This is a genomic window from Haemophilus parainfluenzae (genome assembly GCF_900450995.1).
In the GTDB taxonomy this organism is placed as follows: Bacteria; Pseudomonadota; Gammaproteobacteria; order Enterobacterales; family Pasteurellaceae; genus Haemophilus_D; species Haemophilus_D parainfluenzae_O.
In genome coordinates this window covers 2,132,137-2,145,746 of record NZ_UGHY01000002.1, presented here as the reverse complement: position 1 = coordinate 2,145,746, position 13,610 = coordinate 2,132,137, and the positions used below count along the sequence as shown (strand labels likewise).

The following is a 13,610-nucleotide window of genomic DNA, read 5'->3' as shown; positions in this document are numbered from 1 at the left end:
TAGTTATTATTTATTTCTTGTATAATTTGGAGCATTTATATCATTAATAATGACACAAAATATTCTGAGGATTTTATGGCAGCAGCAATTCAACAACGCGCAGAACTTCAACGCCGTATTTGGCAAATCGCTAATGATGTACGCGGTTCCGTCGATGGTTGGGATTTTAAACAATATGTTTTAGGTACGCTTTTCTATCGTTTTATCAGTGAAAATTTTGCCAACTATATTAAAGGTGGCGATGATAGCGTTGATTATTCTGCATTTAATGACGATGATCCTATTATTGCGGCAATCAAAGAAGACACCATCAAAGCAAAAGGCTATTTTATTTACCCAAGCCAATTATTTAAAAATGTCGTGGCGACAGCCAATACTAATCCGAATTTAAATACAGATCTGAAAAGCATTTTTACTGATATCGAAAATTCTGCTACTGGCTACCCTTCCGAACAGGATATCAAAGGCTTATTTGCTGATTTTGATACCACCAGCAACCGCTTGGGCAATACCGTTGCCGATAAAAACAGTCGTCTCGCTGCCGTATTAAAAGGCGTTGCCGAGTTAGATTTTGGTGACTTTGAAGATAATCATATTGATTTATTCGGTGATGCTTACGAATTTTTAATTTCCAATTATGCTGCTAATGCCGGTAAATCGGGTGGCGAGTTCTTTACGCCACAATGCGTTTCCAAGCTGATTGCTCGACTGGCTTTATATGGACAAGATAAGGTCAATAAAATTTACGACCCTGCGGCCGGTTCAGGTTCTTTATTGTTGCAAGCGAAAAAACCATTTGATGAACACATCATCGAAGAAGGGTTCTTCGGGCAGGAAATTAATCACACCACTTACAACCTCGCCCGAATGAATATGTTTTTGCATAACATCAACTACGACAAGTTTAATATCGCTCTTGGCAACACCTTAATGAATCCGCAATTTGGTGAGGATAAAGCTTTCGATGCTATCGTTTCTAACCCGCCTTACTCCGTGAAATGGATTGGCTCAGACGATCCAACGCTAATTAACGATGAACGCTTTGCCCCTGCCGGTGTGCTTGCACCAAAATCTAAAGCGGACTTTGCCTTTATTTTACATGCGTTAAGTTATCTTTCAGCAAAAGGCCGCGCGGCGATTGTCTCCTTCCCCGGCATTTTTTACCGCGGCGGTGCGGAGCAAAAAATTCGTCAATATTTGGTGGATAATAACTATGTGGAAACGGTGATCGCCTTAGCGCCCAATCTCTTTTTTGGCACCAGTATTGCGGTGAATATTTTGGTGCTTTCCAAACACAAACCCAATACCCAAACCCAATTTATTGATGCCAGCGGTTTATTTAAATCCGCCACCAATAATAATATTTTGGAAGAGGAACATATTGAGCAAATTCTCAAACTGTTTGCCGATAAAGAAGATGTACCGCATTTAGCCAAATCCGTGTCCTTTGACGACATCGTTAAAAATGACTACAACCTTGCGGTGAGTTCTTATGTGGAGCAAAAAGACACCCGAGAAGTCATTGATATAGATGAGCTCAATGCGCAAATTCGTGAAACTGTTGCCAATATCGACCGCTTGCGTGTGGAGATTGACAAAATTGTGGCGGAGATTGAGGGGTAAAACACCATGAAAAACAACCGCACTTTTTTAGAGAAATTATTGGATGGGGCTGAGGTTGAGTGGAAATCTTTGATGGATTTAGCAGAAATTGGAACAGGAAATTCAAATCGACAAGATGAAGAAGAAAATGGCCAGTATCCATTTTATGTTCGTTCAAAAAATATTCTTAGATCTAATTCTTTTCAATTTGATGAAACTGCAATTATCATCCCTGGCGAAGGAGGCATTGGAGATATTTTTCATTATGTAGAAGGGAAATATGCTTTACATCAACGAGCATACAGAATCCACATTACCTCAGATGAAGTAAATACAAAATTCTTATATTACATAATGCATAATAGCTTTAAGAAATATATTCTTTCTAAAAGTGTTGGTGCAACAGCTATTTCAATAAGAAAACCAATGCTTGAGAAATTTGAAATCCCCATCCCCCCACTCCCCGTCCAAACCGAAATCGTAAAAATTTTGGATGCATTGACAGCGCTTACCAGCGAGCTTACCAGCGAGCTTATACTACGCCAGAAACAATATGAATACTATCGAGAAAAATTATTATCTTTTGATAGTTTAGAGCTATCGGGGGGGTAGTCCAATGGATAAAATTGATTGATTTGGGCGAGTTAATTCGTGGCAATGGATTACAGAAGAAAGATTTTACCGAAACGGGCGTTCCAGCCATTCATTATGGCCAAATTTATACCTACTATGGTACATTTGCCACGAAAACCAAATCTTTTGTTTCGCCTGAATTGGCTAAAAAATTAAAAAAAGCTAAATATGGTGATGTATTAATTGCTGGGACTAGTGAAAATTTAAAAGATGTAATGAAACCTCTTGGATGGCTTGGTAGTGAAATTGCTTTTTCAGGCGATATGTTTGCATTTAGACCTAATAAAAGAGTAAATACAAAATTCTTAACATATATTTTGCAAACAGAAAGATTTTATAAATTTAAAGAAAAATATGCTCAAGGTACAAAAGTAATTAGAGTTAAGGCTGATATTTTTTTGAATTATGAAATTCCTCTTCCTACACTCGAAGAACAACACCGCATCGTCTCAATCCTCGATAAATTTGAAACCTTAACTAATTCCATCACCGAAGGCTTGCCTTTAGCGATTGAAGAAAGCCAAAAGCGGTATGAATATTATAGAGAATTGTTATTAAATTTTTCGTAACCCGTAGGGTGGGCTTCAGCCCACCAATTAATCACAACAAACGGTGGGCTAAAGCCCACCCTACGAACTACAATTTAGAATAATATATGTCTAATTATCGTCGCGATTTTACTAAAGGTGGATTATATTTTTTCACAATTGTTTTACAAGATAGAACAAAATCTTATCTAACTGACTATATCAATGAATTTAGATCTGCATATAAACAAACTTGTGAACATTATCCATTCGAAACAGTAGCAATTTGTATCTTGCCCGATCATATTCATTTACTGATGCAATTACCTGAAAATGATGATAATTACGCAATACGCATCGCATATTTAAAAACACAATTTACACGACAACTTCCAAAAGAATGCCGACAATTTAATAAAAATAGACAAAAATATCGAGAATCAGGTATTTGGCAACGCCGATTTTGGGAGCATTTAATTCGTGATGATAAAGATTTAACGAATCATTTAGATTATATTTATTACAATCCTGTGAAACACGGCTATGTTGAGGTAGTAAAAAATTGGCCGTATTCTTCCTTCCATCGTGATGTGAAAGCAGAGATTTATCCTGAAGATTGGGGAGGCAACCCAGATTTGAAAATTAAAGGTGATATATAACAATACTGTAGGGTGGGCTTTAGCCTACAGTTTATTATGGTTAATTGGTGGGCTGAAGCCCACCCTACAAATTTGAGAAGAAATAATGAACGACTTAATCATCTACAACACCGACGACGGCAAATCTCACGTTGCTTTATTGGTTGTCGAAAATGAGGCTTGGTTGACTCAAAATCAGCTTGCGGAACTTTTCGACACCTCTGTACCAAATATAACCACTCATATAAAAAACATATTACAAGACAAAGAGTTAGATGAGTTTTCAGTTATTAAAGATTACTTAATAACTGCCCAAGATGGCAAGCAATATCAAGTAAAACATTATTCTCTTGATATGATTCTCGCCATCGGCTTTCGTGTGCGTAGCCCTCGTGGTGTACAGTTTCGCCGTTGGGCGAATACGCAATTACGTACTTATTTAGATAAAGGTTTTCTATTAGATAAAGAGCGGTTGAAAAATCCGCAAGGTCGATTTGATCATTTTGATGAATTACTAGAACAAATTCGTGAAATTAGAGCCAGTGAATTGCGGTTTTATCAAAAAGTACGAGAGCTATTTAAATTATCCAGTGACTACGATAAAACAGATAAAGTCACTCAAATGTTTTTTACCGAGACACAAAATAAGTTGCTCTATGCTATTACACAACAAACTGCAGCAGAACTCATTTGTACGCGTGCAAATGCTGAATTGCCTAATATGGGCCTCACCTCTTGGAAAGGTGCTGTTGTACGTAAAGGCGATATTATTGTCGCTAAAAACTATTTAACGCATGATGAATTAGATTCCTTGAATCGTCTAGTGATGATCTTTTTAGAAAGTGCCGAATTACGTGTTAAAAACCGTCAAGATCTGACATTGAATTTCTGGCGTAATAATGTCGATAATTTAATTGAATTTAACGGTTTTCCGTTGCTTATCGGCAATGGAACCCGAACCGTGAAACAAATGGAAACCTTTACTAAAGAACAATATGCCTTATTTGATCAGGTCAGAAAACAACAAAAACGCATACAAGCTGATAATGAAGATTTAGAAATTTTAGAAAAATGGCAAAAAGATCTGAAAAAGCAAAAGCATTAAGGAACTACTTATGACCCAATACAAAACTATCGCTGAATCCAATAATTTTATCGTTTTAGATCAATATAATAAATTTGTGGAAGAGCCTAATGCTGGTTACCAAACGGAAGGGAGTCTTGAGCGTGAGTTTATTAATGATTTACGGGCGCAAGGCTATGAGTATTTACAAGAAATCAATGGTCATGATGCGTTGGTTAAAAACTTACGGACACAATTACAACGATTGAATAATGTAGTTTTCTCCGATGCGGAATGGCGACGTTTTTTAGAGGAATATTTGGATAAACCCAGTGATAGTCTGATTGAGAAAACCCGGAAAGTTCATGATGACTATATTTATGATTTTGTGTTTGATGATGGACACATTCAGAACATCTATTTGCTAGATAAGAAAAATCTTGCCAATAATGCCGTGCAAGTTATCAATCAATTTGAACAAACCGGCAGCTATGACAATCGTTATGATGTGACGATTTTGGTGAATGGTTTACCGCTTGTGCATATCGAACTGAAAAAACGCGGCGTGGCCATTCGTGAAGCCTTTAATCAAATTCACCGCTATAGCAAAGAAAGTTTCAATAAAGAAAATTCTCTCTTTAAATATATTCAGATTTTTGTCATTTCTAATGGCACGGATACCCGCTATTTTGCCAATACCACCAAACGCGATAAGAACAGCTACGACTTCACAATGAATTGGGCAACGGCAAAAAATACTCTGATTAAAGATTTAAAGGATTTTACGGCGACATTCCTACAAAAACATACCCTGCTCAATGTATTGGTGAATTACTGCGTGTTTGATGTTTCCGACACCCTATTGATTATGCGCCCGTATCAAATTGCCGCCACCGAGCGGATTTTATGGAAAATTAAAAGTTCATATCAGGCGAAAAATTGGAGTAATCAAGAAAGTGGCGGCTACATTTGGCACACGACAGGCTCAGGCAAAACGCTCACCAGCTTTAAAGCCGCACGCCTTGCAACAGAATTAGACTTTATTGAAAAAGTATTTTTCGTGGTAGATAGAAAAGATTTGGACTATCAAACCATGAAGGAATACCAACGCTTTTCACCGGATAGCGTGAATGGTTCGGAAAGTACGGTTGGTCTAAAACGCAATATCGACAAAGACGACAATAAGATCATTGTCACCACCATTCAAAAACTCAATAACCTAATGAAATCGGAAGATAAATTACCGATTTACGATAAACAGGTCGTTTTTATCTTTGATGAATGCCATCGTTCTCAATTTGGTGAAGCGCAAAAAAATCTAACGAGAGAATTTAAAAAATACTATCAATTTGGTTTTACCGGCACGCCTATTTTTCCAACTAACGCATTAGGTGCTGAAACTACAGCCAGTGTTTTTGGCATTGAACTCCACTCTTACATTATCACCGATGCGATTCGTGATGAAAAAGTGTTGAAATTTAAAGTGGATTACAATGATGTACGGCCACAATTCAAGAGCATTGAAACTGAAAAGAATCTTGAAGAGCTAACAAAACTCGAGAAAAAACAAGCCTTTTTACAACCTAAACGTATTGAGCAAATTGCCCAATATGTCCTAGATAATTTCAAACAAAAGACACATCGCTTTAATGCGGGTAATAATGGATTTAATGCCATGTTTGCGGTAAGTAGTGTGGATGCGGCCAAAGCTTATTATCAAACGTTTAAACAGTTACAAAGTGCGGTCAAAAATCCACTTAAAATTGCAACAATCTTTTCGTTTGCCGCGAATGAAGAGCAAGATGCGATTGGTGATATTGTTGATGAAAGTTTTGAAGTAGAGGCAATGAACTCTTCTGCTAAGGAATTTTTAAAATCTGCTATTGATGATTACAACGGCTATTTTGCCACCAATTACGATGTGGATGCGAAATCGTTCCAAAACTACTATCGTGATCTCGCCAAACGCGTCAAAAACAAAGAAGTGGATTTACTGATTGTCGTTGGAATGTTTTTAACTGGTTTTGATGCCCCAACCTTAAACACGTTATTTGTAGATAAAAACTTACGTTATCATGGTTTAATTCAAGCTTATTCTCGTACAAATCGTATTTACAACAGCACCAAAAGTTTTGGCAATATCGTCACTTTCCGTGATTTGGAACAAGATACCATTGATGCTATTACGCTTTTCGGTAAATCCAATACACGCAATATTGTATTAGAAAAAAGTTACCAAGAATATATGGAAGGCTTTACTGATGCAGGTGTCGCCCGTCGCGGGTATTTAGAGGTTATTGCTGAATTGCAAGAACGCTTCTCTGATCCAGATGAAATTCAAACAGAAAAAGACAAGAAAGACTTTGTAAAATTATTTGGTGAATATTTGCGGGTTGAAAACATTCTGCAAAACTATGATGAGTTCGCTGCTTTACAAGCATTTCAATCACTCGATACCAGCGATGCAAAAGCCGTTGAAGCCTTTAAAGAAAAATATTATTTAACGGACGAAGCTTTTGCTGAAATGCAACCTATTGATATGCCAAGTGAACGCCACATTCAGAATTACCGTTCGACTTACAACGATATTCGGGATTGGCTTCGTCGTCAAAAAGATGGCGAGGAAAAAGCAAAATCGACCATTGATTGGGACGATGTAGTATTTGAAGTGGATTTATTAAAATCCCAAGAAATCAATCTAGATTACATCTTAGAATTGATTTTTGAACACAACAAGAAAATGAAAAATAAAGCTGAGCTGATTGATGAAATTCGAACCACAATCCGAGCCAGTCTAGGTAATCGAGCCAAAGAAAGTTTGATCGTAGATTTTATCAATCAAACGGACTTAGATAGCATAGTTGATAAAGCCGGTATTATTGAGTCCTTCTTCCAATTTGCCCAAAAAGAGCAACAGAAAGAGGCTGACGAATTAATTAGCAGTGAAGGCCTGAATATTGATGCCGCGAAGCGTTATATTAACGTATCCTTAAAACGCGGATATGCTAGTGAACAAGGTACGGATTTAAATGATGCCCTACCGAAAATGAGTCCGCTTAATCCGCAATATCTCACTAAAAAACAAAGCATTTTCCAAAAGATTGTTGCCTTTGTTGAGAAGTTTGTTGGGATTGGTGGCGAGGTTTAAAAACTTAAACCAACTATATAGAATTAAAAAGGTGCAATCTATTGATTGCACCTTTTTATTTTGTCAATTTTATCAGAAATTAGAACGTTAAAACTTTATCCGCCCATAATGTCCACTCGGATACATCATCTAAAGTACCAAGGGTCACGCCGTCAATTAATTTAGCGTCTAATAAACCACGTGCTTTTACGCAGCTGGTGCATAATTTAATTTCAGCACCTTGTGCCGCTAAAATGTCGATAAGTTGTTGGATATTGAAACCTTCGTTTGGGTTTTGCCCAGCAATACCGCATAAAATCGCATCAGAAAAGCAGAATAATTTAATATTCACATCCTTGCTGTGCTCTTCTTTCATATTGATGGCGAAACGAACAGCATTGAACGTTTTTTCTCCGCTATATGGGGAATCATTGACGATAAAAAGAATATTTTGCATAACGTACTCCTTGTTGTAAAAACTGTGATTAAAATAGGAGAAGAAATATTGCTTCCCCTTTATTTAGCCAACCCAAATGAATTTAGCGATAAATAATAAAGATACAACCCAAACAGGCGCATTTACTTCTTTAATTCTACCTGTTCCAACTTTCATAACGCAATAACTAATAAAGCCAAATGCAATACCTTCAGTAATTGAATAAGTAAATGGCATCATCGCTGCAGTGATAAAAGCAGGTGTAGCTTCGGTTAAATCCTCCCAGTGTACACGGATAAGACTGGATGCCATTAAAATCCCTACATAGACTAACGCCCCTGCGGTTGCATAAGCTGGCACGACACTAGCCAGTGGCGAGAAGAAAATGGTAAGTAAGAATAAAACACCGACTGTCACCGCCGTTAAACCTGTTCTACCACCAACTGAAACCCCAGCGCCACTTTCAATATAAGTACTGATAGCTGAGGTTCCGATATAAGAACCTACTACCGCACTCACACTATCTACATAAAGAGCTTGTTTCATTTTCGGGAAACGACCTTTTTCATCGCTAAAACCTGCTTTATCGGTCACGCCCAATAAGGTGCCTGATGAGTCAAATAAGTTAACTAAAAGGAAGGAGAAAATAATGCCGAGCAAAGCCGTATCTAAAGCACCCACAATATCCACTTTCCCCACAACCGCACCTAAGCTTGGAGGCATAGAAACAATGCCGTGGAAAGTCACTTGATCATCAATAAAAAGGGCTAAACCAGTGACTACTGCAATAGAAATTAAGACACCAGAGAAAATATTACGTGCAGCTAAAACTACAATAATGAAAAAGCCTAATACACCAAGTAAAATTTTCGGATCATGTAAATTGCCTAATGCCACTAAGGTTGCAGGATTCGCTACAACCAATCCCATATTTTTAAAGCCAATTAAGGCAATAAAAAAACCGATGCCTGCACCAATTCCCACGCGTAGTGAAAGCGGAATCGAAGCCATTAACCAATAACGGATTTGAAATAAGGTGAGAACAAATAAACCAATCGATCCCCAGAAAATGGTGCCCATGCCCACTTCCCAAGAATAACCAAGCTTGCCAACGACTACATAGGCGAAAAACGCATTAAGCCCCATAGCAGGTGCAAGGGCGATAGGTAAATTACTGAATAATCCCATCGCAATAGTGCCAAGTGCAGCAATTAAACAAGTGGTCACGAAAACAACTTGCTTATCCATTCCTGCATCACCTAATACGGATGGGTTCACAAACACGATGTACACCATGGTAAAGAAGGTGGTAATACCGGCAATAATTTCGGTTTTGGTCGTACTGCCCTTTTCTTTAATGGAAAAAAGGCGTTCAAGTAAAGATTGTTGCATTGTCTTCCCCTTAACTTAAATTAATAACCTTGGTGATAAATCGACTCAAGTAATTTCACACCTAACAAGGCAATATTGAAACGTTGCTCATCAGCTACCGTCCAAAATTCGATACCATTTTCAACCGCACTTTGTTGGCTGATATGTAATTTCACGCTTTCTTCACCATTTTCGTTTTCACCGTTAATCACAGGTGTAATAAGGCTATCGTGTAATTCAACCAATTCGCTTTGTTGTGGCTGGTAATCAAATTCATAATCTGAAAGTGCGGTCACTTTTTGTGCCATTCCGTAGAAGACAGGCACTTGAATTTGGTGGAAAATTACATTGTCTAACTGTGGGAAGATTTTTTGTAATTGTAGATTTAAATTAGCCGCTTGTTGTGGAAACACATCAAAGGCAAAACGAGTTTCACCTTCTTCTAATGGCATACCATTCAGTAAACGAGCAGTTTGTCCAGCAAGTTTATTCACGGTTTCACCATCCGTATAAGAAGCCGGTAAAAGTGACGTTGCAAAAACTTGAGTTAAATTTATTTGTTGAACGATTGGTAATAGAGATAAAGCTAATTGGCTCACTTGCGGATCGGGCAAACTCACAATGTTACGTTGTCTTAACTCAGTCAGATTTTCTTCATTGATTGTTGGGACAACAACAGGGACATCAGATAATGCAGAGCAAATCCCTTTTAAATCAATCACCACACAGCCGCTTTCTGCGGCTTGAGCTAATAAGGAGGCTTGGTCAATTTGGCCTGCGAAGAAAAGATAATTAACGCTATTCCACTCAATTTCATCAGTGGCTAATTGAGCAACCGCTTTATTGCGAAAACGTACCGCTTGCTCTTCTTCAAAAGGATAAATTTCAACAATTGAAACCTTGCCTACATCTAGCTCACTTCGTTCAAGGGCTTCGGCAATTTTTTCACATAGATCAAATTCTGCTGCAATAGCAATATTTAGGCTTGCGTCCATTTTTCTCTCCGCTGTAAAATATTCTGAACCGATTCATTCTACAGAAAAAATACTGATAAATACATAAGGAAATCAGATGACACCAGCAATTGATTTACTAAAGAAAAATAAAATTCCTTTTACTCTCCATACTTATGATCATGACCCTAACAATACGCATTTTGGCGATGAAGCCGCTGAAAAACTTGGGCTTGATCCGCACCAATCCTTTAAAACACTTTTAGTCACTGAAAATGGTGATCAGAAAAAATTAGCGTGTTTTGTGCTTTCCACAGCAAATATGTTGAGTTTAAAGAAAGCGGCAAAATCCATTGGTGTAAAAAAAGTGGAAATGGCCGATAAAGATGCGGCACAAAAAAGCACGGGATATTTAGTCGGTGGCATTAGTCCATTAGGTCAAAAGAAACGTGTAAAAACAGTGATAAATTCGACCGCACTTGAGTTTGATACGATTTTTGTTTCCGGTGGTAAACGCGGATTAAGCGTCGAATTGGCCCCACAAGATTTGGCTAAATTACTGAATGCCGAATTTGTCGATATTATTGACGAAGAATAGAAAAAGAAAAGCCCGAATAAATCGGGCTATCTTTTTTATGATGTTGTGTTTATTTAAATTAGAAACTTGATGTATCTTGGAATAAGCCAACTTTTAAATCAGTTGCGGTGTAGATAACGCGACCATCAACTTCTACTTCACCATCAGCCATTCCCATCACTAATTTGCGATTAATTACGCGTTTCATATTGATGCGGTAAACCACTTTTTTCGCGGTTGGTAAGATTTGTCCGGTAAATTTCACTTCACCTACGCCTAATGCACGGCCTTTACCTTTACCGCCTACCCAGCCAAGGAAGAAACCGACTAATTGCCACATCGCATCTAAACCTAAGCAGCCTGGCATAACTGGGTCACCAATAAAGTGGCAACCGAAAAACGGTAAATCTGGATGAATATCTAATTCCGCTTCAATATACCCTTTACCAAACACACCGCCGTCTTCGGTCATTTTTACAATACGATCCATCATCAACATCGTTGGTGCTGGAAGTTGCGGGCCTTCTTTACCAAATAATTCACCACGACCAGAAGCTAATAAATCTTCATAGGTATAGCTGCTTTTAATGTTTGGTGTACAGGTGTTTTCCATTTTTTATTTCCTTGTATATATAGTTTTGCTTGGTTACAACCAATAAGCAAGGATTCTATGGGGATTTATAAGAAATGTAAACTGCGAACACTTGTTAGCTCAACTTGTCGGATCAGTCAGTGAAATTAAGATAAAAGAAAAGCGAACATAAGGTTCGCTTTTAAGAAATTAAGATTTAAAGAAATCTAACCAGCTTTTTTTCGGCGTTTCCGAACGGAAAGCAATTCGATTTTGAATTAGACGCGCAATAGGCTCTTTGCCCTTCGCATATTCTTCTTTCTCTTCTAATAAATCGCGGTCAAATAGGATTTTAGCTGTTTGATAAATATCTTCGACTTGATAGATAAAGAACTGCTCATTTTTCACCGCCTCAACCACTTCATCAGATAAACTTAATTGCTGAATTGTTGTGGCAGGAATAATCACCCCTTGTTTACCCGTCAAACCACGACGTTGGCAAATAGTGAAAAAGCCTTCAATTTTATCATTCACACCACCTACTGCGTGCACCAAACCAAATTGGTCAATGGTACCGGTAATCGCAATATTTTGTGGCAATGGCAAATCGGATAACGCGCTGACTAATACAGAGAAAATAGCTAGAGACGCACTGTCACCATCAATTTCTCCATAGGACTGTTCAAATACTAAAGAAGCAGAAAATGGTAACTGTGATGGCAACTCTAAGATACTAGCCAAGCACGCTTCAGAAATCATCATGCCTTTTCCGTGAAGGTTGCCCGCTAATTCGTTTTTACGCTCCACATCCACGACTTCACCATCACCAAACTGCACTAAACAACTGATACGAGAAGGTTCGCCGAAACAAACGGGGGTGCCTGGATATTCAATCACAGACAAGCCATTTATTTGCCCAACAATTTCACCGTTGGTTTCCACATAAATTTGTTCATTGAGAATATCTGCATAAGTACGTTCACGTAAAAAACCGTGCTGTTCGTTCTTTTGTTTAAAAGCTTGTTCAAAATCAACCGCACTTAAGGTTTGTTTTTGTGACAACGTCGCGGCATTAAGCAACATTTCTGTTATTTTTAACGGTGAAATGTTAATTAAAAAGCGATCTTCACTCTCACGCACCAATAACTGATAGAGTTTATTTAATGCGGTTAAATCTAAATCGAGCTCATATTTTGAGGCTAATGCCAACACATAATTAGCCCAATTTTCTTGTGCTTTAGGTTGTGCAACAGAATAATAGCTTTCAATTTCTGCGTAATCAGCCAAGCTGTAAAGATCTTCTTCTAACTCACCTAAGGTCGCAATTTCAGTGTGATTGCCTAAAATCACCACTTTTAAATTAAGTGGATAACTTGGAATATCACAGGGCAAGGTTTTAAATGGATGGGCTGAATACCAATCAAAAGTTTGCGTTTGTAAAATATGTTTTAAGCGTTGCCATAAATCAAATTGGCTTAGCATCGTTGCTGCGCTTAAAATCAAAACACCCCCATTGACTTGATGCACTAAACCAGGTGTAAGTAAAATATCTTGCGAACTTGGATGAACACGCACACTACCAAAAAGGCTAAATTGATCGGCATGTAATGCCTTCAGCACATCACCTTGTGCAGCAAAATTATCAGCGAGAGATTGGGCTGGCTCAGTATAAATACGAGGGAAAGAAAAAGAATCCCCTGCTCAACCACATAATTTACCCCAAAAATTGACCGCTCTTTTGGTTGTTCTTGGCGAATAAATTCTGCTAATAAATCTGCATATTCTGCTTGATCATCGGCTTTTAAAACCAATAGGGAGCGACGCGGATGTTTTAAAAATAAAGAAATTGCTTTTGTGGCATGTTTTTGTAATGACCAAAAATCAGCCTTTTCAGCTGAAAGTTCAGTAATCGATAATTCTGGTTGTAAGGCTTGCCAATTTAAGGCTTGTTCCAAAGATATTGAAGTCACGACATATCTCGCTTTAATTAAATTGGCGGTATTATCGCACACTTCACACTGAGTGAAAATCCGTTATAAAAATCTACTGGAAAATTTTGTTTAAAGAGCGTATATTTATGAGGTTACCACGTCACTAAAAAGTATAATAAAA

General features: G+C 37.8%; 10 protein-coding genes and 2 pseudogenes. 7 read left to right on the top strand and 5 right to left on the bottom strand.

Going from position 1 to position 13,610, the window contains the following annotated elements; genetic code table 11:
• Positions 1-75 precede the first annotated feature (75 nt).
• The 6 genes and pseudogenes from DX522_RS10850 (at position 76) to DX522_RS10825 (ending at position 7,611) form a co-directional block, all read left to right on the top strand.
• Positions 76-1,623 carry a type I restriction-modification system subunit M gene (locus DX522_RS10850; protein WP_115180804.1) on the top strand — a complete coding sequence of 516 codons (1,548 nt, stop codon included), beginning with the start codon at positions 76-78 and terminating at the stop codon, positions 1,621-1,623.
• Between the two features lie 6 nt (positions 1,624-1,629).
• Positions 1,630-2,191, top strand: a pseudogene (locus DX522_RS11985) (restriction endonuclease subunit S); the annotation flags it as partial.
• A 37-nt stretch (positions 2,192-2,228) separates the two neighbouring features.
• Positions 2,229-2,804 carry a restriction endonuclease subunit S gene (locus DX522_RS11980; protein ID WP_315972049.1) on the top strand — a complete coding sequence of 192 codons (576 nt, stop codon included), beginning with the start codon at positions 2,229-2,231 and terminating at the stop codon, positions 2,802-2,804.
• Positions 2,805-2,890: 86 nt separating this feature from the next.
• Positions 2,891-3,421: an REP-associated tyrosine transposase gene (locus DX522_RS10835; protein ID WP_115180801.1), complete on the top strand. Its 531-nt coding sequence runs from the start codon at positions 2,891-2,893 to the stop codon at positions 3,419-3,421.
• 85 nt (positions 3,422-3,506) lie between these two features.
• Positions 3,507-4,505, top strand: coding sequence for a virulence RhuM family protein (locus DX522_RS10830; RefSeq protein WP_115180800.1), 999 nt, complete (start codon positions 3,507-3,509; stop codon positions 4,503-4,505).
• Between the two features lie 10 nt (positions 4,506-4,515).
• The gene (locus DX522_RS10825) at positions 4,516-7,611 is read left to right on the top strand and encodes a type I restriction endonuclease subunit R (RefSeq protein ID WP_115180799.1); all 3,096 of its coding nucleotides are present in this window, start codon (positions 4,516-4,518) and stop codon (positions 7,609-7,611) included.
• 79 nt (positions 7,612-7,690) lie between these two features.
• On the opposite strand, the gene DX522_RS10820 is transcribed toward DX522_RS10825, so the two are convergent.
• The 3 genes from DX522_RS10820 to DX522_RS10810 form a co-directional block, all read right to left on the bottom strand.
• On the bottom strand, positions 7,691-8,047 hold the full coding sequence (locus DX522_RS10820; protein ID WP_115180798.1) for a DsrE/DsrF/TusD sulfur relay family protein: 357 nt from the start codon (positions 8,045-8,047) through the stop codon (positions 7,691-7,693).
• A 63-nt stretch (positions 8,048-8,110) separates the two neighbouring features.
• Entirely contained in the window at positions 8,111-9,418 is a 1,308-nt protein-coding gene (locus DX522_RS10815) for an NCS2 family permease (protein ID WP_115180797.1), read from the bottom strand.
• A 20-nt stretch (positions 9,419-9,438) separates the two neighbouring features.
• The gene (locus tag DX522_RS10810) at positions 9,439-10,392 is read right to left on the bottom strand and encodes an oxidoreductase (protein ID WP_115180796.1); all 954 of its coding nucleotides are present in this window, start codon (positions 10,390-10,392) and stop codon (positions 9,439-9,441) included.
• A 76-nt stretch (positions 10,393-10,468) separates the two neighbouring features.
• On the opposite strand from DX522_RS10810, the gene ybaK reads away from it, so the two are divergent.
• Positions 10,469-10,948 (top strand): Cys-tRNA(Pro) deacylase, encoded by a 480-nt coding sequence (ybaK, locus tag DX522_RS10805; RefSeq protein ID WP_115180795.1) that lies wholly within the window; start codon positions 10,469-10,471, stop codon positions 10,946-10,948.
• 58 nt (positions 10,949-11,006) lie between these two features.
• Here the strand turns inward: ybaK and fabA are convergent, their stop codons facing one another.
• Both fabA and DX522_RS10795 read right to left on the bottom strand, forming a co-directional pair.
• The gene (gene fabA / locus DX522_RS10800) at positions 11,007-11,540 is read right to left on the bottom strand and encodes a bifunctional 3-hydroxydecanoyl-ACP dehydratase/trans-2-decenoyl-ACP isomerase (protein WP_115180794.1); all 534 of its coding nucleotides are present in this window, start codon (positions 11,538-11,540) and stop codon (positions 11,007-11,009) included.
• A gap of 168 nt (positions 11,541-11,708) precedes the next feature.
• A pseudogene (locus tag DX522_RS10795) lies at positions 11,709-13,510 on the bottom strand (AAA family ATPase).
• Between the last annotated feature and the right edge of the window lie 100 nt (positions 13,511-13,610).

Coding starts and splice junctions, on each gene's coding strand:
- DX522_RS10810 (WP_115180796.1), bottom strand. CDS start 10,392: ATGGACGCAAGCCTAAATATTGCTATTGCAGCAGAATTTGATCTATGT.
- DX522_RS10850 (WP_115180804.1), top strand. CDS start 76: ATGGCAGCAGCAATTCAACAACGCGCAGAACTTCAACGCCGTATTTGG.
- ybaK (WP_115180795.1), top strand. CDS start 10,469: ATGACACCAGCAATTGATTTACTAAAGAAAAATAAAATTCCTTTTACT.
- DX522_RS10820 (WP_115180798.1), bottom strand. CDS start 8,047: ATGCAAAATATTCTTTTTATCGTCAATGATTCCCCATATAGCGGAGAA.
- DX522_RS10825 (WP_115180799.1), top strand. CDS start 4,516: ATGACCCAATACAAAACTATCGCTGAATCCAATAATTTTATCGTTTTA.
- DX522_RS10815 (WP_115180797.1), bottom strand. CDS start 9,418: ATGCAACAATCTTTACTTGAACGCCTTTTTTCCATTAAAGAAAAGGGC.
- fabA (WP_115180794.1), bottom strand. CDS start 11,540: ATGGAAAACACCTGTACACCAAACATTAAAAGCAGCTATACCTATGAA.
- DX522_RS10835 (WP_115180801.1), top strand. CDS start 2,891: ATGTCTAATTATCGTCGCGATTTTACTAAAGGTGGATTATATTTTTTC.
- DX522_RS10830 (WP_115180800.1), top strand. CDS start 3,507: ATGAACGACTTAATCATCTACAACACCGACGACGGCAAATCTCACGTT.